The organism is Lentzea sp. NPDC036949 (assembly GCF_055608075.1).
The window spans coordinates 42,462-68,101 of record NZ_JBVJRA010000021.1 but is presented as its reverse complement, the minus strand read 5'-3'; the positions used below and the strand labels follow the sequence as shown (position 1 = coordinate 68,101).

The following is a 25,640-nucleotide window of genomic DNA, read 5'->3' as shown; positions in this document are numbered from 1 at the left end:
GCTCGTCGCTAGGACCGCCGGAACAGCTTGTTGCCGAGCCACACGACCGGGTCGTACTTGCGGTCGGCGACGCGTTCCTTCATCGGGATGAGCGCGTTGTCGGTGATGTGGATGTGCTCGGGGCACACCTCGCTGCAGCACTTGGTGATGTTGCAGTACCCGAGGCCGTGCTCGTCCTGCGCCTGGTCCACGCGGTCCGCGGTGTCGAGCGGGTGCATCTCCAGCTCGGCCACGCGCATCAGGAACCTCGGCCCTGAGAACGCCTCCTTGTTCTCCTCGTGGTCACGCACCACGTGGCAGGTGTTCTGGCACAGGAAGCACTCGATGCACTTGCGGAACTCCTGCGAGCGCTCGACGTCCACCTGCTGCATCCGGTACTCGCCCGGTGCGAGGTCCTTCGGCGGCTGGAACGACGGGACCTCGCGGGCCTTGGTGTAGTTGAAGGACACGTCGGTCACGAGGTCGCGGATGATCGGGAACGTCCGCATCGGCGTGACCGTGATCGTCTCGGTCTCGGAGAACACCGACATGCGCGTCATGCACAGCAGCCGCGGCCTGCCGTTGATCTCCGCGGAGCACGACCCGCACTTGCCGGCCTTGCAGTTCCACCGCACCGCGAGGTCCGGTGCCTGGGTGGCCTGCAGGCGGTGGATGATGTCGAGGACGACCTCGCCCTCGTTGACCTCGACGGTGAAGTCCTCCAGCCCGCCGCCGGTGTCGTCGCCACGCCACACCCGGAACTTCCCCTGGTAGCTCATGACAGCTCCTCGGCGGTGAGGTACTTCTCCAGCTCGGTGCGGTCGAACAGGTCGAGCAGGTCGGACCGGATCGGGATCTGCGGTTTCTCCGCGACCTCCGCCCCGTCGCCGGACGCGGTGCACACCAGCAGCTTGCGCCGCCACTGCGCGTCCATCGACGGGTGGTCGTCGCGGGTGTGCCCGCCGCGGGACTCGGTCCGCAGCAGCGCGGCCTTCGCGACGCACTCCGACACCAGCAACATGTTCCTCAGGTCGAGCGCGAGGTGCCAGCCCGGGTTGAACTGCTGGTGGCCCTCGACGCTGAGCGAGCGGGCCCGTTCCTTGAGCTTCTCCAGGCGTTGCAGGGCTTCTTCCATCTCGCCCGCGCGCCGGATGATGCCGACGAGGTCGTTCATCGACTGCTGCAGCTCCATGTGCAGCGTGTACGGGTTCTCCCCGCCCTCCTGCTGGAAGGGCTTCAACGCGGTCGCACGCGCTTCGGTGACCGCCTCCTCGGCGACGGCAGGCCGTTCGCCCATCGAGCGCACGTACTCGGAGGCACCCGCACCTGCCCGCCGTCCGAAGACCAGCAGGTCCGACAACGAGTTGCCGCCCAGGCGGTTCGAGCCGTGCATGCCGCCGGAGACCTCACCGGCGGCGAAGAGCCCCGGCACGGCGGACGACCCGGTGTCCGGGTCGACCTCGACGCCGCCCATCACGTAGTGGCAGGTCGGGCCGACCTCCATGGGTTGCGCGGTGATGTCGACGTCGGCCAGTTCCTTGAACTGGTGGTGCATCGACGGCAGCCGGCGGCGGATCTCCTCGGCGGGCAACCGGGTCGACACGTCGAGGAAGACACCGCCGTGGGGTGACCCGCGCCCGGCCTTGACCTCGGAGTTGATCGCGCGCGCCACCTCGTCGCGCGGCAGCAGCTCCGGTGGGCGCCGGTTGTTCGCCTGGTCGGTGTACCAGCGGTCGGCTTCCTCCTCGTTGTCGGCGTACTTGTCCTTGAAGACGTCGGGGACGTAGTCGAACATGAACCGCTTGCCGTCGGAGTTGCGCAGCACGCCGCCGTCACCGCGGACGGACTCGGTGACGAGGATGCCCTTGACCGACGGCGGCCAGACCATCCCGGTGGGGTGGAACTGGATGAACTCCATGTTGATCAGCGAGGCGCCCGCGCGCAGGGCCAGCGCGTGGCCGTCGCCGGTGTACTCCCAGGAGTTCGAGGTGACCTTGAACGACTTGCCGATGCCGCCGGTCGCGAGGATCACCGCCGGTGCCTCGAACAGCACGAACCGGCCGGACTCGCGCCAGTAGCCGAACACGCCGGCGATCCGGTCGCCGTCCTTCACGAGGTCGGTGACGGTGAACTCCTGGAAGACCCGCAGGCGTTCCTCGTAGTCGCCGGACTCCTTGAAGTCGTCCTGCTGCAACGACACGATCTTCTGCTGCAGCGTGCGGATCAGCTCCAGGCCGGTGCGGTCACCGACGTGCGCGAGGCGCGGGTACTCGTGGCCGCCGAAGTTGCGCTGCGAGATGCGGCCGTCCTTGGTGCGGTCGAACAGCGCGCCGTAGGTCTCCAGCTCCCAGACCCGTTGCGGCGCCTCCTGCGCGTGCAGCTCGGCCATGCGCCAGTTGTTGAGGAACTTGCCGCCGCGCATGGTGTCGCGGAAGTGCACCTGCCAGTTGTCGTTCTCGTTCGCGTTGCCCATGGCGGCCGCGATACCACCCTCGGCCATGACGGTGTGGGCCTTGCCGAACAACGACTTGCAGAGGACAGCGGTGCGCATGCCGTGCTCACGGGCCTCGATCGCGGCGCGCAGACCGGCACCACCCGCGCCGATCACGAGGACGTCGAACGAATGCCTTTCCAGCTCGGGCAAAACCACTCCTTAGTTGATGAAGCGGAGGTCGGAGATCGTTCCCGAGGCGACCAGCGCGACGTAGAGGTCGGTGAGGCAGACGAAGATCAGCGAGGCCCACGCGAGCTGCATGTGCCGGTTGTTGAGCTTCGAGATCTGCGTCCACATCCAGTACCGGACCGGGTGCTTGGAGAAGTGCTTGAGCCGGCCGCCGGCGATGTGGCGGCACGAGTGGCACGACAGCGTGTACGCGGCGAGCAGGCTGACGTTGACGAGCAGGATGATGTTGCCGAGGCCCAGGCCGGTGCCGAACGCGAGCACCGCGTCGTAGATGTTGATCAGCAGCAGGAGCGAGGCCGCGTAGAAGAAGTAGCGGTGCAGGTTCTGCGCGATCAGCGGGAACCGGGTCTCGCCGGTGTACTTCGAGTGCGGCTCGGCCACGGCGCAGGCGGGCGGTGACGCCCAGGCCGCGCGGTAGTAGGCCTTGCGGTAGTAGTAGCAGGTGATCCGGAAGCCCAGCAGGAACGGGATGATCAGCAGCGGCGGGGTCAGGAAGCCGGGCAGTGCGGGGAACCACTGGCCGAAGTGCGAGGCTGCCGGGATGCACTCCTCGGTGAGGCACGGGGAGTACATCGGTGTGAGGTAGTGGTACTGGTCGACCCAGTAGTAGTCCCCCTGGAACGTGCGGAACGCCGCGTAGATCGAGATGAGCAGCAGCCCGACGAATGTCGTCAGCGGCGGCAACCACCATCGGTCCGTGCGCAGAGTCCTGGCGGCGATCTCTGCCCTCGCCATTGCTCACCTTTCTGGGGGTCCACGCCGTTGTGGAGGAACGACAGCGGCCCCCGCGTCAGGCGGGGGCCGTGTGATCAGCTCGGATCAGGTCCGGTGCCGGTAGCCACCGAGTCCTTCGTCGTCCGCGTCCTTCCACAACGACTCGTCGTAGGGCGTGTCTGGCACGACCACGACCTCGCGTTCCACCAGAGGCGCTTCACGCTGCCTCGGGGTGCTCAGGTCGACGAGCTCGGTGGCGTCGATGTCCATGCGTTCAACGTCGTTGGCGAGCCGCTGCACGGCCGCCACATCGCCGTACCTGGCTCGCAGCGAGCTGACGCAGTGCCGCATCTGACCGATGACCCGGCGCAGTTCGACGATCTCCGTGGACGTCATGGGGACACCTCCGTTCCAAGGTCGTGCCCCGCACTCTGCCCAATCTCAAGCCATGTGACAAGCACCACACGCCAACATTCGACACTGGCCGCCTCCCACTTACTGAATCGTTTTTGTGTCGGCGACCAGCCATGACTTACTGTGTGTGGCGTCACGCCCGTCTGTGGGACGCCACCGTTGTCGTCTCGTAAGGGCCCCACCACGGCCCGTGATGACCCGGAGATCCCCATGAGCGCTGTGCATCCCGTACTGACCGAGGTGACACGCAGGATTGCCGCCCGCAGCGCGGACTCCCGCCGCGTCTACCTCGAACGAGTGACCGCGGCCGCGCAGGACGGCACGTCCCGGTCCGGCTTCGCGTGCAGCAACCTCGCGCACGGCTTCGCCGGGATCACCGGTGGCGACAAGGCCGCGCTGCGCGCGCTGCGCAAGTCGAACATCGCGATCGTGTCCTCCTACAACGACATGCTGTCGGCCCACCAGCCGTTCCAGGAGTACCCGTCCTGGATCAAGGACTCGGTCCGCGCCGCCGGCGGGGTGTCCCAGTTCGCGGGCGGTGTGCCCGCGATGTGCGACGGCATCACGCAGGGCCGTGAGGGCATGGAGCTGTCGCTGTTCAGCCGCGACGTCATCGCCATGTCCACCGGTGTAGCGCTGTCGCACGAGATGTTCGACGCCGCCGTGCTGCTCGGCGTGTGCGACAAGATCGTGCCGGGCCTGCTGATCGGCGCCCTGTCGTTCGGCCACCTGCCGTCGATCCTGGTGCCCGCAGGACCGATGGAGTCGGGTCTGTCGAACAAGGAGAAGGCCCGCGTCCGGCAGCTGTACGCGGAGGGCAAGGCGACCCGCGAGGAGCTGCTCGACGCCGAGGCCGCGTCGTACCACTCCCCCGGCACCTGCACGTTCTACGGCACCGCGAACTCGAACCAGATGGTCGTCGAGGTCATGGGCCTGCACCTGCCGGGCGCGTCGTTCGTGCCGCCGGGCACGCCGTTGCGCCGCGCGCTGACCGAGCACGCGGGCCGCCGTGCCGTCGAGATGGCCAAGGGCGAGTCGTACACGCCGATCGCGCACATCGTCGACGAGAAGGCCGTCGTCAACGGCGTGGTGGCGCTGCTGGCGACCGGCGGCTCGACGAACCACACGATGCACCTCGTGGCGGTCGCCGCGGCGGCGGGCATCGAGCTGAGCTGGGACGACTTCTCCGACCTGTCGTCGGTCGTGCCGCTGATCGCGCGGGTCTACCCGAACGGCAGCGCCGACATCAACCACTTCCAGGCCGCGGGCGGCGTGCAGTTCGTGGTGGGCACGCTGCTCGACGCGGGCCTGCTGCACGGTGACGTGAACACCGTGGCGGGCTTCGGGCTGGACCGCTACCGCCAGGAGCCGGCGCTGGTCGACGGCGAGCTGGTGTGGCTCGACGGCCCTGGTCACAGCCTCGACGAGAACGTCCTGCGCCCCGCCTCGGCCCCGTTCGCCGCCGACGGTGGCCTGCGGATGCTGTCGGGCAACCTCGGCCGTTCGGTCATCAAGGTGTCGGCGGTGGCGGAGGAGAACCACGTCGTCGAGGCCCCCGCCCGCGTGTTCACCACGCAGGAGGCGTTCCAGGAGGCGTTCAAAGCCGGCGAGCTCGACCGCGACGTGGTCGTCGTCGTCCGCCAGCAGGGCCCGCAGGCCAACGGCATGCCCGAGCTGCACAAGCTGACCCCGCCGCTGGGCGTGCTGATGGACCGCGGCTACCGGGTCGCGCTCGTGACCGACGGCCGCATGTCCGGCGCTTCGGGCAAGATCCCGGCCGCCATCCAGCTCACCCCGGAAGCCGCCATCGGTGGCCCGCTCGGCCGGGTCCGCGACGGTGACGTCGTCCGCCTCGACGCCACCGCCGGAACCCTCGAGGTCCAGGTCTCCGCCGACGAGCTCGCCGAACGCCCGCTCGTCGACTTCCCGCCGACCGGCCGCGAATGGGTCGGCACGGGCCGCGAGCTCTTCGCGGCACTGCGCCGGAGCGTCGGCCCGGCCGATCGCGGAGCCACCGTGTTCGGCCCCATCACCGCCGACCACTTCGCCCCGGTCACCCACCACTAGCCCATATATTGCCGCCTCCCCTGCTCGCTGACCTGCGCCTTAGCAATGACTCGTTTGCGGTCGACCGCAAACGAGTCATTGCTAAGGCGCGTCGAAGCTCGGGACGGCGGCGTCGAGCTACCCCCGCTCACGAGCTCCGCCCAACCCACCGGCGCCCAGCTCACCACCTTTGCAACCAGTCTTTTGCGGACGTCCGCAAACGTTTTTTGCATCCGGGGTCGGTGAGCTCGGCACGACAGCGAGTTCGGCTTTGCATCTGCGAGACCGCTGCAGCAGGGTGGGCGGCACAGCACGCAGCACGCGATATATCGGTTTTCGATCAAGGAGAGCACCAGTGACCAGCGGTGACATTTCGAGGGCGACCACCGGGGCGGACCTGCTCGCGTTGTCGCCCGTCATCCCCGTCGTCGTGGTCGACGACGCCGACCACGCCGTGCCGCTCGCGCAGGCACTGCTGCGCGGGGGCGTCCGCGTCATCGAGCTCACGCTGCGCACGCCGGCCGCGCTCGCCGCGATCGAGAACGTCGCCCGCGAGGTGCCGGAGATCGTGATCGGCGCGGGCACCGTCACCGCGCCCGAGCACGCCGAGCAGGCGGCGAAGGCGGGGGCGGCGTTCCTCGTCACGCCCGGCACGACCGACCGGGTCCTCGACGCCGCCGACGCGACCGGGCTGCCGTACCTGCCCGGTGCCGCGACCGTGTCCGAGGTGATGCGGCTGGTGGAACGCGGGCTCGACGCGCTCAAGTTCTTCCCGGCCGAGGCCGCGGGCGGCGTCGACTACCTGAAGTCGATCGGCGGCCCGATCCCGCACGTCCGGTTCTGCCCCACCGGCGGCATCACCCCGCAGACGGCGCCGAACTACCTGAAGCTGCCCAACGTCGGCTGCGTCGGCGGCTCCTGGCTCGCCCCCAAGGACGCCCTGCAGGCAGGCGACTGGGACCGCGTCGAGGCCCTCGCCCGCGAGGCGAGCCAGCTCGGTTAGCCCGGCGGCGCCACGAGCACGGCGTCGAAAGGCGCCGTGCTCATCGGTTCAGGACCACAGAGCGGCGACGAGCTCGGCCCGTCCCGTGATGCCGAGCTTGCGGTAAGCGCTCGACAGGTGCAGCTCGACCGTGCGGCGGGTGAGGTGCAGGGTCTCGGCGATCTGCCGGTTCGTCTGCCCCTGCGCCGCCATCCGCGCGACCCGGTTCTCCTGCCTGGTCAGACCCTGCACCTGGTCGCCCTCGTCGCGCACCTCGTCACCCGCGAGCTTGGCCAGCGGGTACGCGCTGAGCTGGCGGGCCAGGTCGAACGCACGGCGCAGGTGCGGGGCCGCGGCGTCGGTGCGGCCCTTGCGGCGCAGGTGGTGCCCCAGCCAGTACAGCGACTGCGCGTGCAGCAGCCGGTGCGGTGTCCCGGCGAGCACCTGTTCGGCCTCGGCGAGGACGTCGACGTCGTCGGTGCTGATGCCGACGCTCATCAACGCCGTCCCGACCACCCGCGGCGACCCCCACCGCTTGGCCAGGTCGAGCTCCTCGTGCGCGAGCCGTGCGGCGTCATCCCGGTTGCCCACCACCAGGTGCGCGCGCACGGCGTGGTGCCGCCACGCCATCAGCGCCGGGTTCGGCATCTCCCGCGCAGCCAGGCGGCGACCGGCTTCCAGCAGGTCCTCCAGTGCGCCCTCCGCGTGGCACGACGCGAGCTTGAGCCGGCCTCGCGCGTAGAGGACGTTGATGTGCTGCAACAGTTCCCCGTCCGCGGTGACCAACGGAGCGGCTTCGTCGAACTATCCCATCTCGACACACACCTCGGCGAGCTTCGCGGAGGCGAGCAGGACCGCGGGGCAGTCGAGGTTGCCGGTCGAGACCGGCGGCGTCAGGAACGTGTAGGCGCGTGCGAGGTCGCCGCCGTTGTGGAACGCGCAGCCGCGGGCGATCGTGCTGAGCATGCCGCGGCGCAGGTGCGGGTCGTTCGCAACCGGCGCGGTGCTGTGGGTGAGCCAGAGCTTGGCGATGTGCTCCGGGTCGTCGCCGAGCACCGGCACCAGGAACGTGAACAGGTAGGGTTCACCGAAGACGTCGACCCAGCCGCCCTCCAGCGCCTCCAGCGCGTGTCCGACGGCCTCCGCGGACGAGTCACCGCCGCGGGCGTTGCCGACCGCCAGCAACGCCGACCGCGCGCGCCGCAGGTCCGGTCCTGCGGGACCTCGCCGACGAGGTCCTCGAAGTACTTGCCCGCGCAGTGCGCCATCTGCGCGTCGCGGTTCGCCGAAAGCAGGTACGTGGTGCAGACGAGGTTCCAGACCAGGTCGCGGTCCTCGGGCAGCAACCGCGCGATGACCATGATCGCGAGCGACACCGCGAAGTGGGCGTCCGAGCCCGTGCACATGCGCTGGATCAACGACAACGCGACGGTGGCAGCGAGCTGCGGGTCCTCGCACCGCATCAACGCGTCACGCACCCGGTCGCGGCCGAGCCTGTTGTCCCCCAGGTGTTCGGCGTGCCCGAGCTCGACCTCGACCGACAGCCGGTCCTGTTCGGACAGGTGTTCTTCGAGCACCCGTTCGAGGTGCTCGCCCCCGCCGGTCTCGCGCAGCAGGCCGACGGCCCATGGCAGGCGCACCGACCGCGCCTTCAGCACGTGCTCGGCAACGCGCCCGGCGGGGGCGTCGGACTCGAACAGCAACCGGGCGGCGCGGGCGTGCGCGGCGGAGCGGACCGCGACCGGCATGTCGGCGATGATGCTGTTGCGCACGAACGGATACCGGAACGTCAGCGGGTCGGTGTCGGCGAGCACGCCGAGGCGGACCAGCGTGTCGACGGCGGGCAGCGCGTCGAACCCGGTGAGCGCGGACAGCAGGTCGAGTCCGGCGTCACCGTCCAGCACCGCGGCGGAGCGGGCGACCTCGGCGGCACCGCCGTACTCGCGCAGCCGCATGCCGATCATCTCGCCGACCGCGGCCGATCCCTCGCCCTCCTCGCGCAGCAGGGCCTGCAGCAGGTAGGGGTTGCCGCCGGTGAGCTCGTGGCAGCGGTGCGGGTCGCGGTCGGTGAGCCGTGCGATGGTGGCGACGTCGAGGCCGTTGAGGTCAATGCGCCGCGGGTGGGCGCCGGCGATCTCGGGCAGCGTCACCTCGTCGGTGGACAGATAACCCTGGGACGCACCGAGTGCGATGACGACGGGCAGGCCCTGCAGCCGCGGCCGCAGGTAGGCGAGGGCGCGCTTGGAGAACGTGTCCGCGACGTGCACGTCGTCGACGACCAGGAGGACCGGGGCCCGGCGCGCGGAGTTCGCGGCACGGGCATAGAGCTCTTCGAGGTCGTGTTCACCAGCCAGGCAGGGGGCGAGCTGGCGCACGACGGCGCCGGGCAGGTGGCTTTCCAGGCGGGCGCTTTTGGCCAAGCGGACGGTGAAACCGCGCCGGCGGCCCTCCGCGCTGAACGCGTCGAGCAGCGCCGTCTTGCCAATGCCGAACCTGCCGCCGACGACCACGCACGATGCAACGCCCGCCAACGCGTCGTCCAGCAACCGTCCGAGTGTCGCGAGCTCCGCATCCCGTCCGAGCAATGGAGTCGTTACCGCCGCCCACCCTGCCTTCGGTACCGAGAGGACCGCGGCGACGTGGAACCACCGGACCGCGAGGTGCTGGTGCTGCTCGCCCGGCATTCGCTGTGGCAGAAGCCGACCAGCCGGGAGGCCTCCGACCGGGGCAGGGACGCCCAGGTCCGCAAGGTGGCGGGTCAGCTCGCCGCCGAGCACACCCAGCTGTCCCGGGCGGTGACCGACGCCGCCGCGCAGCTCGGCGTGGCTCTGCCGGCGGAGCCGACAGCCGAGCAGAAGTCGTGGGCGAACGCCGTCTCGTCCAGCTCGGGCGATGAGCTCGACCGCATGTTCGCGAACCTGGCGCGCGCCGCGGACGGCTCGCTCATCGTCGAGGTCGCCCAAGCTCGCGCGACGACCAGGAGCGCCCCTGCCCGCTCCGCCGCGCAGACCGGCCTGACGCTACTGCTCAAGCACATGCTGCTGCTGGAGAGCACAGGCCTGGTGAAGGCGACGTCCCTGCAGATGACCGAGGCACCGGTCGCCCAGGCCAAGCAGAACACCCCGCCGCCACCCGGCGACTCCTCCACGAGCATCGGCTTCCTCACCGGCATCGCCGTGCTCGTCGTCGCCGGCGCCGTAACCCTCTGGCTCGTCCGCGCCGTCGGCCACCACGGCGAGCACCGCCGCTGATATATCGGCTGAGTCCTCACCAACCGATATATCAGCGCCCCGCCCTTAGCTCTCCCTATAGCTCTGCACCCACCGGAAGCAGCCTTTGCAATGACTCGTTTGCGGTCGTCGTCAAAAGACTGGTTGCTAGAGGCCAGGTCAGCGCGGTATGAGCTCGTCAGCTGCCGGATGACGAGGTCGTCAGCAGCGGGAGGTGTCGACGCGGTCGACGATGTGCGCCTCGGTGGGGTCGACGGCTTCCCACCTGTCGACGAGCCGGTCGATCACGGCAGCCGGCACGGGTTCCGGGCGGGAGCGGTTGCGGGCGTGGATCATGTTCTTCGGTGCTTCCAGCCCGACGAGCGTGACGCGCGCGCGGTAGTCCGCCGCGAGCCCGATGCAACGGTCACGGAGCTGCCGCGAGATGTTGGTCGCGTTCCACACAAACCGCTCCCCCGCCCGCAGCAGCACCCGCGCTTCTTCGAACGCAGCCGCCGCCACGGCCCGTTGGTCGCCATCGGGAGCGATACCGAGCCGTGTGCGCACGGCGTCCAAGCTCACCACGGGCCAGCCTGGCCGATGGGTGGCGATCCAGTGGTCCTTCCCGACACCGGGCAGACCCGACAGCACGGTCACCTCGACGCGCGTGTCGTCGTAGGCGGCGTAACCGGGGTCGCGGCCGGGCGTTCGGAAGTACTGGAACCGGGCGTGGTCCGACGGGAACTCCCGCGGCCGGTCCAGGCACGCGCGTTCGCGGCAGTACTCCTCGAACAGCGCGATGTTCTCCAGCACCGACGCGGCGTCACCGCAGATCCGGCCGAGGATGTCGGCGCGGGCGAGCGTCGCCAGGTCGTCGTTGCGCGCGAGCAGGCTCACCCGGAACGCGATGCGGTCGAGGTCCGGCCGTTCCAGCGCCCAGAACGGCACCTGGTGGTGGCGCACCAGGGCGGCGACGTGCTCACGCCACTCGATCGGCCGCCCCATCTCCCACAGCAGCCGGCGCGCCATCAGGTCCCCGGCCCGCGAGTGGCCGTGTGCGGTGATCCGGCCGTCCTCGACCTGCGTGCGGAACGGTTTCGCCACGTCGTGCAGCAGCACCGCCGCGAACAACCGCACCCGGTCCGCCTCCGGTCGCGCCCGCCACTCCGGCAGCTCGGCCAACGCCTCGCACGCCATTCGCGTGTGCGTCGCAACGTCTCCCTCGGCGTGATGCACCGAGTCCTGCGGAACACCTTCCAACGCGCGCACCCAGGCGAACTCGTCACGCACCGCATCCCAGTCCAGCGTCCACGATGGACCGACTGGGCAGAGCTGCTCAAACACGGTCCACCACCCGGTTCGGCAGGACAGGCCGGTCCTGCCAATGGCTGCCCGAGTCCAGCACGGCGGTGAGGAACGTCGGGCGCACCCACTTGTACCGCTCGACCGTACGACCGTCCTCCTCCACCTTGATGTAGAGGCCTTCCATGTCGTCGTCGGAATCCGTTTCCGCGACAACGACATCCGGGTCCTGTCCGGCCGAGCGCGCCGCCTCCACCAAGACGTCACGCCATCGCGCCGTGCGGCACGTCGACGGCCCGACCAACGCCTTCAGGTCCTTGAGCACCCGCAACGGACCTTCGTGCAGCACGGGCACGGACACCACGGGCGTGCCCGCGAGCACGCGCCGGCGTTCCGGAGTGGACAGGAACTCGCCGGTCTCCCGGTCGAGCAGGTCGAACTCGCAGAAGTGGTGCGGCAGCGCGTCGTAGAACACGGTGTGCTTGGCGTACAACCATTCCCCGTACAGCACGAAACGCGAGCCGAGGCGTTCGTGCAGCAGCGCCTGATGCGTCGCGGCCCACGCCTTGAGCGGCGCGAACTGCCGTTCGCGCGGCCCACCGGTCAGGTAGTGGCCGCGGGACTGGAGCCGCAGCACGCCGTCGGGCGTGAAGCTGATGCCCGCGTTGGCACCGTCGAGCTTCTCCTCGACGACGAGGTGCCGTCCCGCGATCGCACGGAACGGCACCTGGTCGAGGTCCTCGTCGCCCGGTTGCAGGCGCGAGCCCTGGAGGTGGGGCGTCCGCGGGTACTTGCGCAACATGCCCCGATTTGTAGCTCGCCGCGGCAGGCGGGGCGAACGGTTTACGCCTGGCCGACGAACGCCGCCTTGTCGGAGCCGAGGCTCGGTTCGAACACGAGCTGCACCTCGCCCGACTGAGCGCCGACTGCGTAGGCGACCTCGTAGGTGTGGGTCTTGCCGGACTCCTCGGGCGGTTGCGAAGTGTGATCACCAAGTCGATTGGTCTGCTTCGCCCGTTACCCGCTACATTCCACGGCAGGCCGACCACGACACCGGCCGTGAACAGCACGAACAGCGCGGAGATCCACCTACGGACACCGCCCGATCGAGTTAACGCGGGCGCGGCACCCGACTTCCGAAGGTAGCGGCGCGGATACGATCCGTACACGCTGGCCCGGTTGGATGCCATTTCCCGAAAGGACCCTGCAATGGCACGACGACTCCTCGGAACCCTGCTCGCGGCGATCGCCGCGCTCGGCGTGACGACGGCACCCGCTCAGGCCGCTGTCGACTTCACCGGCATCGTGGCGCTCAACAACTGCTCCGGCTCACTGGTCCGGCTGCCGTCCTCGACGGCGGCGGACAAGGCGCTCGTGCTCACCAACGGGCACTGCGTCAAGCTGATGAAGGCCGGCGAGGTGATCGTCAACCAGACCGTGTCCCGCAGCTTCAGCCTGCTCGGCGGGTCCGGCTCGAAGATCGCGACCCTCACCGGCACCAAGCTCGTCTACGCGACGATGACGGGCACGGACGCCGCGCTCTACCAGCTCAACACGACCTACGGGCAGATCCAGCAGCAGTACGGCAGCCGTGCGCTGGAACTGTCGGCCTCGCACCCCGTTGCCCAGACGGACATCCGTGTCGTCTCCGGCTACTGGAAGCGGATCTACTCCTGCCAGATCGACGGGTTCGTGCACCAGCTCAGGGAGGACGCCTGGACCTGGCGCGACTCCATCCGCTACACGTCCGCGTGCAACACGATCGGCGGAACCTCGGGCTCGCCGATCATCGACAACACCAGCGGCAAGGTCGTCGGCGTCAACAACACCGGCAACGAGAGCGGTGGCCGCTGCACGATGAACAACCCGTGCGAGGTGGACGCCGCCGGCCAGGTGACCGTCCGGCGCGGCATCAACTACGGCCAGCAGACGTTCGGCTTCGTCTCCTGCTTCGGTCCCGGAACGACGCTCGACCTGTCGTTGCCGGACTGCGCGGTCGCGAAGCCGTAGGCACGGCGGAAGCCGGGACGCCCCTTGCCGCGTCCCGGCTTCCTGGTCCGCGCACTACCGCGCCGCGCGGACGATCATGTCGGCGACGGCCTCCGGGTGCGACACCGCGACCGAGTGCGAGGCGTCGCGGACCTCGACGACGGCCTTGGCGTGGGCGCGCTCGGCCATCCACCGCTGCGCTGCGACCGGGATGTTCTTGTCCTTGCCCGCGTTCACGAAGTACGACGGGATCGCGTGCCACGCGGGCTCACCGGCGCCCTCCGACAGCGCGGAGTCGTTGACCGGCCGCTGCGTCGCCGCGGCCAGCGTCGCCTCACGGCGCGGGACGTCGGCGGCGAACTGCTGCCAGTACCCGTCCTGCTGGATCGCGAGGTCCTTGGTGCCGTCACCGAGGTCGATGACCTGCAGCGTGTCGCCGAGCGTGCTGCCGGGGAACTTGTTCGACAGCTCCAGCGCGCTCTCGCCCTTCTCCGGCGCGAACGCGGCGACGTAGACCAGCGACTTCACGTTCTGGTTGCCCAGCGCGGCCTGCGACCCGACCATGCCGCCGTAGGAGTGGCCGGCCAGCACGACGGGACCCTCGATCGAGGCGAGGACCCTGCGCAGGTAGTTGGCGTCGTAGGTCAGGCCGCGCAGCGGGTTCGCCACCGCGACGACCGGGAATCCCTTGCGCTGCAGGCGTTCCACGACCCCGTTCCAGCTGGAGGCGTCCGCGAACGCGCCGTGCACCAGCACGATGGTCGGCTTCTTGGCGCCGGGCTTCTCGGTCTTCTCCGCGGCACCGGCACCCGACGGAACGGCGGCGGCCAGGGCCAGAAGGGTCCCCAGAACGGCGAAAACCTTGCGAACTCGCATTGCTCTCTCACTCTCGTCCGGCACCGGGTGATGGTGCATCGCGCTCGATTAAGTCGTGCACGATGTAACCTATCGGACGAGTTAACTCGTACGCGATGTAATTCAGCTCACTGGCGTTCGGCGCCGTGCTTCACCCGGTGCAGGGCCTTGCGCAGGACCTCGATCTCCTGGGCGTCCATGCCGAGCGCCTGGCTCAGCCGGGTGGTGATCTCCGCACCGATCCACCTGAGCTCACGGCCCTTGTCGGTGAGCTGGACCAGCACCGAACGCTCGTCATCGGGGTGCGTGACGCGCACCAGCAGCCCGCTCTTCTCCAGCCGTTTGATCAACGGCGACAGGGTGCTGTACTCCAGGTCGAGCTCCTGGACGAGCTCCCTGATCGGTCGCGAGTCCCGCTCCCACAGCAGCAGCATCACCAGGAACTGCGGGTAGGTGATGCCGGCCTTGTCCAGGATCGGCCGGTAGAACCCGGTGACCGCCCGCGACGTCGTGTAGAGGTCGAAGCACAGCAGTTCGGAGACCGTGGGGGTCACAGCGGGCGACGCCTCGGGAGTGGTGCTCACGTGGTTCAGGCTACTCGTGACGAACCGGACGAGCGGCAAGATCGGTCACCGGCCGTCGATCACCGGTTCGGGCCACGGCAGCACAGTCAGCTCCGGCCACTGAGCACGCCACCGCCGGGTCTTCTCCCCGTAGACACCGCGAGGAGCGAGCACCGGGTTCGGGCGGACTACGAGGGTGAACACGTCGGCCAGCCCGTGTGGCGCGTAGACCCGCCACCGGTCGCCTTCGAGCCTGATGCCCACGCAACAGGTCGTGGCGCGAACGAGTCGATGGCCGCCTCGGTTGAAGTGTGGGGCGCGCAGGGCACCTCGAACCGGTCCTCGTACCAGAGGTGCACACGAGCCTCGTTGCGGATCTCGACGTCCACCGGCAGGTCGCCGAAAACCCGCGCGCCGGCCTCGATGACCTCGTTCTCGGCGGCCCAGCCGAGGTCGGAGTCGTCGAAGTAGAACAGGTCGTAGTCCTTGATGCCCTCGCCCGGCGGGCGGCCGGTGACGACGTTCCACACCGTCTGGACCACGCAGCCCGCCGTGAGGTACCAACCCGGCAGGGCCAGTCCCGCGGCTTGGGTCAGGACCTCGACCAGCAGCTCGTTGCGCGCGAGGACCGCACGCAACGCCATGACCTGGTCGTCCACCGGTAACCGGGCGAGCGCGGCCCCGTGCTGCACGGGCCTACGACCAGGGCTCGTCCAGCGCCGAGGCCTCGTCCCCGGCGGCACGCAGCTCGTCGCGCACCACCCGGTACGCGAGGCCTTCCGCGTATCCCTTGCGCGCCAACGCCCCCACGAGACGGCGTATCTTCGCCGTCTCGTCCACACCGGACATGGTGCGCAGCCGTTTGCGGACCAGCTCGCGGGCCTTCTCCTCCTCGGCCTCACCGTCGACGGCGGCGACGGCCTCGGCCACCACCTCGTCGGCGACGCCCTTGCGGCGCAGCTCCATGGTGAGGGCGCGGCGGCCGAGACCGTTGTAGTTGTGCCGCGACTGCACCCACATCTCCGCGAACTGCGCGTCGTCGATCAGGCCGGCGCGGTCGAACTTGCCGAGGACGACCTCGGCCACGCCTTCGCTGATCCCCTTGCGCAGCAACGCGTCGTGCAGCTCGCGCCGGGACCGGGCACGAGCGGTGAGCAGCGCGTAGCAGATGTCGCGTGCCTTGCGCTGCTCCTCAGCCTCGTCCAACGCGGAACTCAGAACTCGACGGGAGCCGCGGGTGCCGACTCGTCGGCGTCGAGCGTGGCGCCGATGCCGAGCTTGTCCTTGATCCGCTTCTCGATCTCGTTCGCGATGTCGGGGTTCTCCAGCAGGAACTTGCGGGCGTTCTCCTTGCCCTGGCCGAGCTGGTCGCCCTCGTAGGTGTACCAGGCACCGGACTTGCGCAGGATGCCCTGGTCGACGCCCATGTCGATGAGCGAGCCCTCGCGGCTGACGCCCTTGCCGTAGAGGATGTCGAACTCGGCCTGCTTGAACGGCGGCGCGACCTTGTTCTTCACGACCTTGACCCTGGTGCGGTTGCCGACGGGCTCGCCGCCGTCCTTCAGGGTCTCGATGCGGCGGACGTCCAGGCGCACGGAGGCGTAGAACTTCAGCGCCTTACCACCGGTCGTGGTCTCCGGGGAGCCGAACATCACGCCGATCTTCTCGCGCAGCTGGTTGATGAAGATCGCGGTCGTGTTGGACGCGCTGAGCGCACCGGTGATCTTGCGAAGCGCCTGGCTCATCAGGCGGGCCTGCAGACCGACGTGGTTGTCGCCCATCTCGCCCTCGATCTCGGCGCGCGGCACGAGTGCGGCGACCGAGTCGATGACCAGGATGTCGAGCGCACCGGAGCGGACCAGCATGTCCGCGATCTCCAGGGCCTGCTCACCGGTGTCGGGCTGGGAGACCAGCAGCGCGTCGGTGTCGACGCCCAGCTTCTTCGCGTACTCAGGGTCGAGCGCGTGCTCGGCGTCGATGAACGCCGCGATGCCACCGGCCTTCTGGGCGTTCGCCACGGCGTGCAGCGCCACGGTCGTCTTACCGGAGGACTCCGGACCGTAGATCTCGACGACACGACCCCTCGGCAGACCACCGATGCCGAGCGCCACGTCCAGGGCGATCGCACCGGTCGGGATCACCTCGATCGGAGCGCGGCCCTCTTCGCCGAGGCGCATCACGGAGCCCTTGCCGAACTGCTTGTCGATCTGCGCCAGGGCCAGCTCGAGCGCCTTGTCCCGGTCGGGTGCTGCGGGTGCCATCTTGGGTCCACCTTTTGTCGTCTGCCGTTGCTTCGTCATGTTGGACCTGACGCTACTGGCGGGGTCTGACAATTTTGCGAAGCCGGGGGTCAGGGCCACTGTAGCCGAACACGTGTTCGAGCACACGTGACACTCCGGCCCGCGAGGTCAGCGGCGGTTTTCGGGGATTTCGAACGCCTCGCACACGGCGACCCAGACCGCTTTCGCGTCGATCCCGGCCTCCAGCGCCTGGTCGGCGGTGCGGCCGCCGAGCGACGACAGCACGTGGTCGCGGGCGATCATCTCCCCCCTGACCTCGCCGAACTCCCCCGACATCAGCTTGCGGAACATGGTGAGGCGCACGCACAGACCCTAACGGGCGGTCCTGCGCAGCGACGCGAAGAGGCAGACGACGAGCAGCGGCAGCGCGGTGAACCCCACGATCAGCCCGAGCGCGGCGTACGACCACGCCGTCACGACGACACCGGCCACCGCGCCACCCACGGCGCCGCCGACGTTCATCATCAGATCGGACAGCCCCTGCGCCGCGGGGCGCTCGTCCACACTCACGGACTCCGTGAGCAGCGCGGACCCCGACACCAGCCCCGCTGACCAGCCGAACCCGAGCACCACCAGGCCCGCGGCGAGCTGCGGGGCGTCGTGCGAGGGCGCCATGCCCGCGATCGCGGCGGCCGCCACGACCAGCGACGCCCCGACGGCGAGCACCGGCACCCGGCCCAGCCGGTCCGCCAGCCACCCGAACAACGGGCTCGCCGCGTACATCGCGGCCACGTGCAGGCTGATCACGATGCCGACCACGCGCAACGACGACCCGGCGTGGTTCATGTGGACCGGTGTCATCGACATCAGCCCGACCATCGCCGTGTGGCACAACATCACCCCAACGAGTGCAAGCCGTGCCATCGGCCCGAGCGATCCCCAGATCCGCACCCCGCCGGGCGCCCCGCCGCCGGAGCAGTGCGCCGGTTGCACCGGCCGGGTACTCCTGACCACCACCAACGGGTCGGGGCGCAGGCCGAGCTGGATGCCCAGCACCGCGATCCCGAGCACCAGCGCGGCGAGGACGAACGGCCCGACGCCCACCGGCAGCCCGATCGCGGCCATCACCCGACCGGCTGGATCCGCGAGGTTCGGCCCGACGATCGCGCCGATCATGGCCGCCCACACCACGCGCGACAGCTCACGCGCACGGCGTTGTGGGTGCGCGAGATCCGTTGCGGCATAACGAGCCGCGAGGTTCGCACTCGACGCACCGCCGAACAGGAGGAGTCCCACCAACAACATGGGCCACCATCCGAGGGCCACGGCGACAGCGGCGACCAACGCACCGATAGCGCCCATGCCGTAGCCGAGGGTCAACGCCGGGCGGCGCCCGCGCCGTTGTGCGAGACGGGCGCCGGGCAGGGCGAGCAGTGCGGCTCCGGCGACGGCCGCGGTCTGCGCGAGCCCGCCGACGGCGTCGGACCCGGACAGCGATGCGGCGATCAGCGTGCTGATCGCGAGGCCGATCGTCATCGCGGCCGACCCCATGATCTGGGTGCCGGTCAGGACCCGAACGACCTTGCGCTGCACGCGTTCGACCTGCGGCGCGACGGTCACCATGATCGCGATCGTGGCACGCCGGGGCGCCCCGCCGACAGGGCCGTTGCGGTTACTCCCCCGGTTGGACGGACTTCTCGAAGAAGTCGGCGACCTCGTCGGGCTTGAGCTCGTCGGCGTTCTCCTCGGCGTGCTTGGTGAGGATGCCGAACATGGGGCGGCCCTTGGCCGTGAAGACCAGCACGCCGGTACCGCTCGAGGTGGCCGCCCGGTAGGTGCCCTCCAGGCCGTTGCCGGTCCAGTCGGCCTCGACCCGGTCGGTCTGGAACGACCTCACGACGGCGTCGGCGTTGTTCTCGGCGCCGGTGACGCTGTCGGTGAGGATGTACTGGACCTCGTAGCCGTCGCGGACCGCGCAGCTCACGACCGTGCCCTTGATCTCGTCCATGCCGGTGATCTGCGCGGAGTCGGCCTTCTCGCAGCCGCCGCCGTCGGGCACGGTGCCGGCGAGCTGGCGCAGGCAGCGGGTGAAGCCCTGGCCGTCCTGGGTGACGTCGTCCTTGCACTCGTCGGCGCTGGGCAGGTCGGGGCCGGACAGCGCGAAGACCGCGCCGATGACGCCGGCGACCAGCACGACCGCGCCGCCGATGCCGAGCAGGACCTTCTTGTTGTCCTTCTTCTGCACCTGCTGGGGGACGGGGAAGTTCATCGGGTAGCTGCCGCTGACCGACGGGTTCACCGGGTAGGGGCCGGTGACCGGGTAGCTGCCACTGGCGGAGTAGGCGCCGCTGGTGCTCGGGTTGACCGGGTGCGAACCGCTCGCGGTGGGGCTGACCGGGTACGAGCCGCTGGTGGTGGGGCCGACCGGGTGCGGAGCGCTCACGGCCGGGCTGACCGGCGTGGTCACGACCGTGGGCGGCTCGTCGTACCGGGGCTTGTCGTCCTCGGCCTTCAGGGTGATCGTCGCGCGGTCCACGGCGAGGGCACCGGACGCGACGATGGTCTCGGGGTGGTCGGGGTTGGTCGGGACGATGCCGACCTTCTCCGCGATGGTCTGCGCGACCAGCGGCATCCGGCAGGAGCCGCCGACGAGGTAGACGTGCTCGGGCGTGACGCCGGCTCTGCGGACGGTGGAGATGAGCAGCTCGGTGCTGCGGATCAGGCTGGGCCGGATCAGCGCCTCCAGCTCGCCGCGCGTGACGACGACCTTCTCGAACGGCTCCGGCATCATCACCTCGACCTGGGGCAGCTCGGAGAGGTCCTCCTTCGCGAGCCGCAGCTCCTCGCGCAGACCGAGGCGGGCGCGGTGGTCGTCGGTGGTGACCGGGCGCAGCAGCCGCTGCCAGCCAGCCGGGTCCTTGTGCGAGACGGTGCGGCCGATGTGCTCCAGCAGCGCCTCGTCCACGTCCAGGCCACCGACGTCGCTGAGGCTGCCGTCGGCGAGGATGCGGTGCTCCGCGTCGAGCACGGAAACGTCGAACGTGTCGGCGCCGAAGTCGTAGACCGCGAGCGGGCGGCCACCGCCGAGCGAGGCCACCGCGATGGCCTCGGGGACGGGCACGAGCTCACCGGTCATGCCCGCGAGCCGTGCGGCGGACAGGAGCTTGTTGCGCCTGGTCGGGCCCCATTCGGCCGGGTGGGTCAGGCGGATCTCGTCGAGCTGCCCGCCCTGCAGCAGCGGGGTCACCGCCTCCATCACGCGTGCGTAGACGGCCGCGAGCGCGTCGTTGAGCGGGAGCTGCGTGCCGGCGAGCTTGATCGTGGGCTTGTCGATGTGGCGCTTGGGCGTGGCCTCGTAGCGCGACGGGTCCTGCCGGGACCGGCGTTCGGCCTCCCTGCCGACGAGCAGGGTGCCGTCCTCGTCGAGGTAGACCGACGAGGGCATGGTCGGCCCTCCGTCCACATCCACGACACCGTGGTCGGACAGCACCGCAACCGTGTTGGCGGTGCCCAGGTCGACGGACAGGACGCGCACCGGTCTCCCCTCACAGACGTTCGGGGGTGATCGTGCCACAGGGGGCTCCGGCGGGTGCTCGGACCTGCGCAATCAGAAATTGTCAGACCCCGGCGTCATGATGGTCTCCATGGACGTGACGAAGGCATTCTCACCGGCGACCAGGCAGTGGTTCGCCGGGGCCTTCGCGGCGCCCACCCAGGCGCAGACGGGTGCGTGGGCGGCCGCTGCGGCGGGCGAGCACGCGCTGGTCATCGCCCCGACGGGCTCGGGCAAGACGCTGGCCGCGTTCCTGTGGGCGCTGGACCGGCTGGCGTCGGCCGCGGTCCCGGAGGAGCCGCGGCGGCGGTGCCGGGTGCTGTACGTGTCGCCGCTGAAGGCGCTGGCCGTGGACGTGGAGCGGAACCTGCGGGCGCCGCTGACGGGCATCCGGCAGGCGGCGCAGCGGCTGGGGCTGGCGGAACCGTCGATCACGGTGGGCATGCGCACGGGTGACACGTCGCCCGAGGAGCGGCGGGCGTTCGGGCGGACCCCGCCGGACGTGCTGGTGACGACGCCGGAGTCGTTGTTCCTGCTGCTCACGTCCTCGGCGCGGGAGTCGCTGCGCGGGGTGGAGACGGTGATCGTCGACGAGGTGCACGCGGTGGCGGGCACCAAGCGCGGCGCGCACCTGGCGTTGTCACTCGAACGGCTGGACTCGCTGCTGGAACGGCCGGCGCAGCGGATCGGGCTGTCGGCCACGGTGCGGCCGGTCGAGGAGATCAGCACGTTCCTCGCCGGTGGGCGGCCGGTGTCGGTGGTGCAGCCGAAGACCCCGAAGACCATCCAGGTCGAGGTGGAGGTGCCGGTCGAGGACATGTCGGTGCTCGGCCAGCCGACGGGTGAGGTGTCGGGGTCGGCGGCCGGTGCCGAGCAGCGCACGTCGATCTGGCCGTCGGTCGAGGCGCGGATCCTGGAGCTGGTGCGGGCGCACCGGTCGACGATCGTGTTCGCGAACTCGCGCCGGCTCGCGGAGCGGCTCACGGCGCGGCTGAACGAGCTCGACGAGGAGGCGGCCGCGGCCGCGGAGGGCACCGGGCCGGAGTCGTTCCCGGTGGAGGCAATCGGGCAGTCGGGGCTGACGGTGCAGAAGTCCGCGTCGGTGGCCCGTGCGCACCACGGGTCGATGTCGCGGGAGCAGCGCACCGCCGTGGAGGAGGACCTGAAGTCGGGGCGGCTGCCGTGCGTGGTGGCCACGTCGTCGCTGGAGCTCGGCATCGACATGGGCGCGGTCGACCTGGTGGTGCAGGTGGAGGCGCCGCCGTCGGTCGCGTCGGGGCTGCAGCGCGTCGGCCGCGCGGGTCACCAGGTGGGTGCGGTGTCGCGGGGCGTGATGTTCCCGAAGTTCCGCGGCGACCTGGTGTCGTGCGCGGTGGTGGCCGAGCGGATGCAGAGCGGTGCGATCGAGGCGGTGCGGTTCCCGCGCAACCCGTTGGACGTGCTGGCGCAGCACATCGTCGCGATGGTGGCCATGGAGGCGTGGCCGGTCGACGAGCTGACGGCGCTGGTGCGGCGGGCGGCACCGTTCGCGGGGCTGCCGGACTCGGCGTTGCACGCGGTGCTGGACATGCTGTCGGGCCGGTACCCGTCGGAGGAGTTCGGCGAGCTGCGGCCGCGGATCACGTGGGACCGGGTGAACTCCGAGCTGCGCGGCCGTCCTGGTTCGCAGCGGCTGGCGGTCACCTCGGGCGGCACGATCCCCGACCGCGGGCTGTTCGCGGTGATGACGCCGCCGTCGGAGAACGGTCCCGGGTCGCGGGTCGGTGAGCTCGACGAGGAGATGGTCTACGAGTCGCGGGTGGGCGACACGTTCCTGCTGGGCACGTCGTCGTGGCGGGTCGAGGACATCACGCACGACCGGGTGATCGTGGTGCCCGCTCCCGGCCAGCCGGCGCGGATGCCGTTCTGGAAGGGCGACGCGCCGGGCCGGCCGCTGGAACTGGGCCGTGCCATGGGGAAGTTCCTGCGCGAGGTGTCCACGATGGAGGACGCGGCGGCGCGTGCCCGTGCGGCTTCGGCGGGGCTGGACGAGTGGGCGACGGACAACCTGCTGGCGTACCTGGGTGAGCAGCGGGAGGCCACGCGGCACGTGCCGAACGACCGGACCGTGCTGGTGGAGCGGTTCCGCGACGAGCTGGGCGACTGGCGGCTCGTGGTGCACTCGCCGTTCGGCGCGCAGGTGAACGCGCCGTGGGCCCTCGCGATCGCGGCACGGTTGCGGGAGCGGCGCGGGGTCGAGGCGCAGACGGCGCACTCGGACGACGGCATCGTCCTGCGGCTGCCCGACGCGCTGGACGCCGACGGGCAGGAGGTCACCGCGAGCGCGGAGGACGTGCTGCTGGACCCGGACGAGGTCGAGCAGATCGTGGTCGCCGAGGTCGGTGGCTCGGCGTTGTTCGCGGCCCGGTTCCGCGAATGCGCGGCCCGGTCGCTGTTGCTGCCCCGTCGCGACCCGCGCCGGCGCACGCCGTTGTGGCAGCAGCGGCAGCGTTCGGCGCAGCTGTTGTCGGTGGCCTCGAAGTACGAGCGTTTTCCCGTTGTGCTGGAAGCGATGCGCGAGTGCCTGCAGGACGTCTACGACGTGCCGGGCCTGCGTGAGCTGATGTCGGACGTGCGCGCGCGGCGGGTGCGCGTGGTCGAGGTGGAGACGCCGTCGCCGTCGCCGTTCGCCCGCAGTCTGCTCTTCGGGTACGTCGGCATGTTTCTCTACGAGCTCGACGCACCGCTCGCCGAACGCCGCGCGGCCGCGTTGTCGCTCGACTCGACGCTGCTGGCCGAGCTGCTGGGCTCCGAGGCGATCCGCGAGCTGCTCGACCCCGAGGTGGTCGCCGAGGTCGAGCAGAGCCTGCAGCGCCTGTCCGCGGACCGCCGTCCCCGGCACGCGGAGGACACCGCGGACCTGTTGCGGTTCCTGGGAGACCTCTCCGACGCGGAGGCGGCGGAGCGCGGTGTGCCGCGGGAGTGGCTGGACGAGCTGGTGGCGGAGCGCCGTGCGATCCGCGTCCGCATCGCCGGTGAGGAACGCACGATCGCCATCGAGGACGCGGGCCGGGTGCGCGACGCGTTGGGCGTGGCACTGCCCGTCGGCGTCCCGGAGGCCTTCACCGAACCGGTCGCCGATCCGCTCGGCGACCTGCTGAACCGCTACGCCCGCACGCACGGCCCGTTCCCCGCCACCGAGCCCGCAGCCCGTTTCGGCCTGGGCGTGGCCGTCGTGACGGGTGTGCTGGAACGCATGGCCGCCACCGGCCGCCTGGTCCGCGGTGAGCTGCGCCCCGGCGGCACCCACACCGAGTACTGCGACGCCGACGTGCTGCGCCGCCTGCGCCGCGGCTCCCTCGCCCGCCTGCGCTCCGAGGTCGAACCGGTCGAACCCGCAGCGCTCGGCCGTTTCCTGCCCGCGTGGCACGGTCTCGGCCGCCGCCTGCGCTCCGCCCCGACCGCCGACGACGTGTTCTCCGTCGTCGAACAGCTCGCCGGCGCCCCATTGCCCGCGAGTGCGCTGGAGTCGCTGCTGCTGCCGTCGCGCCTGCCCGGCTACTACCCGGCCCTGCTCGACGAGCTGACCGCGTCCGGCGAGGTCACCTGGACCGGGTGCGGTTCCCTGTCCGGTGGCGACGGCTGGATCGCGCTGGCCCCCACCGACGTGGCCGACCTGCTGCTGCCCGACCTGGTGCCGGAGTCGATCCCCGAGTCCCCGCTGCACACCGCGGTGCTGGAGTCCCTGTCCGGCGGCGCGCTCTTCTTCCGCCAGGTCGTCGACCGCACCTCGCTGTCCGTGCAGTGCACCGACGCCGAGGTCGTCGGCACCCTCTGGGACCTGGTCTGGGCGGGCCTGGCCACGAACGACACCCTGGCCCCGCTGCGCGCCCTGGTCTCCGGCGGCGGCGCCGCCCACAAGTCCCGCCGCGCCACCCCGCGCGGCCGCTACGCCCGCCTGCGCGCCGCCCGCCCCGACTTGCCCTCCCGCACCGGCCCGCCATCAGCGGCCGGCCGCTGGTCCCTCGCCATCGCCCCGGCCGCCGACCCGACCCGCCGCGCCGCCGCCCGCGCCGAGTCGTTCCTCGAACGCCACGGCGTCCTCACCCGCGGCGCCCTCGACACCGAACGCGTGACCGGCGGCTTCAGCTCCGTCTACCGCGTCCTGCGCGCCATGGAGGAGTCCGGTCAGGTCATCCGCGGCTACGTCGTGGAAGGCCTGGGCGCCGCCCAGTTCGCCGCCCGCGGCGCCGTCGACCGCCTCCGCACCCTCTCCCGCTCCCCGGGCCAACCCGCACAGGCGGACCAGCCCGCCGTGGTCCTGGCCGCAGCCGACCCGGCCCAGCCCTACGGCGCCGCCCTCACCTGGCCCACCCCACTCGGCGAAGGCAAACACCGCCCCGCCCGCAAAGCCGGTGCCCTGGCCGTCCTGGTCGACGGCACCCCGGCCCTCTACGTGGAACGCGGCGGCAAGTCCCTGCTCTCCTTCACCGACGACGACCAAACCCTCCGCACCGCCGCAACCGCCCTGAGCCGCGCAGTCCGCGACGGCTGGCTGGGCCAACTGGCCGTCCAACGCGCCGACGGCGAATCCGCCCTCACCTCCCACCTGGCCACCGTCCTCCAAGAGGCCGGCTTCCGCGCCACCCCGAAGGGCCTCCGCCTCCGCGCCTGACCCCACCCCAGAGCCGGATTGGCGTAGGCAGCATGGGTGGCGCGCGGCTGTGGCCAGGCGCGAGTTGGCCGGGGCGCGGATTGGCCGGGCCGCGGCGTGGCGAGGGTCCAGGTTGGCGGGACGCGGGTTGGCAGGGGCGCGGGTTGGCAGGGGCGCAGGCCGGCCGGGCGCAGGTCGTCCGGAGTGCGGCGTGACAGAAAGGTGCGGGTTAGCGGAGCGCGGCGCGAGCAGGCACGCACGGCTTGGCGCGGCACCACTTGGCCGAGTGCGATTGGTCAGGTGCAGCCAGCAAACTTCCGCTGGTGCCCGATCACCCGGTCCGGCTCAACAAGCCTGCTGATGCCGACCCGAGCAGCGTTGGCTGACTCGATGGGCGCGCTTCACCCAGCACGATCTCCAATCCAAGTGCGACACCCGATCCTGCGCTACCGCCGAGCCCAGCCCGCCGAGCCGAGCA

The 25,640-nt window shown here is 70.6% G+C and carries 20 protein-coding genes and 1 pseudogene; 5 read left to right on the top strand and 16 right to left on the bottom strand.

The window, feature by feature from the left end:
* Positions 1-8: 8 nt before the first annotated feature.
* From ACZ7CD_RS36590 to ACZ7CD_RS36575, 4 genes are all read right to left on the bottom strand, one after another.
* The gene (locus ACZ7CD_RS36590) at positions 9-758 is read right to left on the bottom strand and encodes a succinate dehydrogenase/fumarate reductase iron-sulfur subunit (protein WP_360398488.1); all 750 of its coding nucleotides are present in this window, start codon (positions 756-758) and stop codon (positions 9-11) included.
* Positions 755-2,623, bottom strand: coding sequence for a fumarate reductase/succinate dehydrogenase flavoprotein subunit (locus ACZ7CD_RS36585; RefSeq protein WP_360398490.1), 1,869 nt, complete (start codon positions 2,621-2,623; stop codon positions 755-757). The genes ACZ7CD_RS36590 and ACZ7CD_RS36585 overlap by 4 nt, the downstream gene beginning before the upstream one ends.
* Before the next feature lie 9 nt (positions 2,624-2,632).
* Positions 2,633-3,397 carry a hypothetical protein gene (locus tag ACZ7CD_RS36580; RefSeq protein WP_360398492.1) on the bottom strand — a complete coding sequence of 255 codons (765 nt, stop codon included), beginning with the start codon at positions 3,395-3,397 and terminating at the stop codon, positions 2,633-2,635.
* 84 nt (positions 3,398-3,481) lie between these two features.
* Positions 3,482-3,772: a hypothetical protein gene (locus ACZ7CD_RS36575; protein WP_360398494.1), complete on the bottom strand. Its 291-nt coding sequence runs from the start codon at positions 3,770-3,772 to the stop codon at positions 3,482-3,484.
* 228 nt (positions 3,773-4,000) lie between these two features.
* Between ACZ7CD_RS36575 and edd the strand changes: the two genes are divergently transcribed.
* Positions 4,001-5,857, top strand: a complete 1,857-nt coding sequence (edd, locus tag ACZ7CD_RS36570; protein ID WP_360398496.1) for a phosphogluconate dehydratase — start codon at positions 4,001-4,003, stop codon at positions 5,855-5,857.
* A 334-nt stretch (positions 5,858-6,191) separates the two neighbouring features.
* Positions 6,192-6,839 (top strand): bifunctional 4-hydroxy-2-oxoglutarate aldolase/2-dehydro-3-deoxy-phosphogluconate aldolase, encoded by a 648-nt coding sequence (gene eda / locus ACZ7CD_RS36565; RefSeq protein WP_360398498.1) that lies wholly within the window; start codon positions 6,192-6,194, stop codon positions 6,837-6,839.
* 48 nt (positions 6,840-6,887) lie between these two features.
* Here eda and ACZ7CD_RS36560 read toward each other — a convergent pair whose 3' ends face one another.
* Both ACZ7CD_RS36560 and ACZ7CD_RS36555 read right to left on the bottom strand, forming a co-directional pair.
* Positions 6,888-7,604, bottom strand: coding sequence for a helix-turn-helix transcriptional regulator (locus ACZ7CD_RS36560; protein ID WP_470380690.1), 717 nt, complete (start codon positions 7,602-7,604; stop codon positions 6,888-6,890).
* A 107-nt stretch (positions 7,605-7,711) separates the two neighbouring features.
* Complete coding sequence (locus ACZ7CD_RS36555; protein WP_470380689.1) at positions 7,712-9,502, bottom strand: AAA family ATPase; 1,791 nt, start codon at positions 9,500-9,502, stop codon at positions 7,712-7,714.
* Between ACZ7CD_RS36555 and ACZ7CD_RS36550 the strand changes: the two genes are divergently transcribed.
* Complete coding sequence (locus tag ACZ7CD_RS36550; RefSeq protein ID WP_470380688.1) at positions 9,458-10,069, top strand: DUF4142 domain-containing protein; 612 nt, start codon at positions 9,458-9,460, stop codon at positions 10,067-10,069. The two genes, ACZ7CD_RS36555 and ACZ7CD_RS36550, sit on opposite strands and share 45 nt — an antisense overlap.
* 180 nt (positions 10,070-10,249) lie before the next feature.
* On the opposite strand, the gene ACZ7CD_RS36545 is transcribed toward ACZ7CD_RS36550, so the two are convergent.
* Together ACZ7CD_RS36545 and ACZ7CD_RS36540 are read right to left on the bottom strand one after the other, a co-directional pair.
* Positions 10,250-11,317: an AAA family ATPase gene (locus ACZ7CD_RS36545; RefSeq protein WP_470380687.1), complete on the bottom strand. Its 1,068-nt coding sequence runs from the start codon at positions 11,315-11,317 to the stop codon at positions 10,250-10,252.
* 46 nt (positions 11,318-11,363) lie between these two features.
* A complete protein-coding gene (locus tag ACZ7CD_RS36540) occupies positions 11,364-12,131 on the bottom strand; it encodes an RNA ligase family protein (protein ID WP_470380686.1) in 768 nt (255 codons plus the stop codon).
* Positions 12,132-12,538: 407 nt separating this feature from the next.
* Here ACZ7CD_RS36540 and ACZ7CD_RS36535 point away from each other — a divergent pair, with 407 nt between their 5' ends.
* Positions 12,539-13,339 (top strand): S1 family peptidase, encoded by an 801-nt coding sequence (locus ACZ7CD_RS36535; RefSeq protein ID WP_470372209.1) that lies wholly within the window; start codon positions 12,539-12,541, stop codon positions 13,337-13,339.
* A 54-nt stretch (positions 13,340-13,393) separates the two neighbouring features.
* On the opposite strand, the gene ACZ7CD_RS36530 is transcribed toward ACZ7CD_RS36535, so the two are convergent.
* From ACZ7CD_RS36530 to ACZ7CD_RS36495, 8 genes and pseudogenes are all read right to left on the bottom strand, one after another.
* Positions 13,394-14,194, bottom strand: a complete 801-nt coding sequence (locus ACZ7CD_RS36530; protein ID WP_470380685.1) for an alpha/beta fold hydrolase — start codon at positions 14,192-14,194, stop codon at positions 13,394-13,396.
* Positions 14,195-14,301: 107 nt separating this feature from the next.
* The gene (locus ACZ7CD_RS36525) at positions 14,302-14,757 is read right to left on the bottom strand and encodes a MarR family winged helix-turn-helix transcriptional regulator (RefSeq protein ID WP_360398516.1); all 456 of its coding nucleotides are present in this window, start codon (positions 14,755-14,757) and stop codon (positions 14,302-14,304) included.
* A gap of 45 nt (positions 14,758-14,802) precedes the next feature.
* Positions 14,803-15,380, bottom strand: a pseudogene (locus ACZ7CD_RS36520) (nucleotidyltransferase family protein).
* Between the two features lie 52 nt (positions 15,381-15,432).
* Positions 15,433-15,942 (bottom strand): regulatory protein RecX, encoded by a 510-nt coding sequence (locus ACZ7CD_RS36515; RefSeq protein ID WP_458433745.1) that lies wholly within the window; start codon positions 15,940-15,942, stop codon positions 15,433-15,435.
* Between the two features lie 8 nt (positions 15,943-15,950).
* A complete protein-coding gene (gene recA, locus ACZ7CD_RS36510) occupies positions 15,951-16,997 on the bottom strand; it encodes a recombinase RecA (protein WP_360398522.1) in 1,047 nt (348 codons plus the stop codon).
* 147 nt (positions 16,998-17,144) lie between these two features.
* Complete coding sequence (locus ACZ7CD_RS36505; protein WP_360398524.1) at positions 17,145-17,339, bottom strand: DUF3046 domain-containing protein; 195 nt, start codon at positions 17,337-17,339, stop codon at positions 17,145-17,147.
* Between the two features lie 9 nt (positions 17,340-17,348).
* The gene (locus tag ACZ7CD_RS36500) at positions 17,349-18,599 is read right to left on the bottom strand and encodes an MFS transporter (RefSeq protein WP_470380684.1); all 1,251 of its coding nucleotides are present in this window, start codon (positions 18,597-18,599) and stop codon (positions 17,349-17,351) included.
* A 49-nt stretch (positions 18,600-18,648) separates the two neighbouring features.
* Positions 18,649-20,511, bottom strand: coding sequence for an Hsp70 family protein (locus tag ACZ7CD_RS36495; RefSeq protein ID WP_360398528.1), 1,863 nt, complete (start codon positions 20,509-20,511; stop codon positions 18,649-18,651).
* A 109-nt stretch (positions 20,512-20,620) separates the two neighbouring features.
* On the opposite strand from ACZ7CD_RS36495, the gene ACZ7CD_RS36490 reads away from it, so the two are divergent.
* The gene (locus ACZ7CD_RS36490) at positions 20,621-25,183 is read left to right on the top strand and encodes an ATP-dependent helicase (RefSeq protein WP_470380683.1); all 4,563 of its coding nucleotides are present in this window, start codon (positions 20,621-20,623) and stop codon (positions 25,181-25,183) included.
* Positions 25,184-25,640 lie beyond the last annotated feature (457 nt).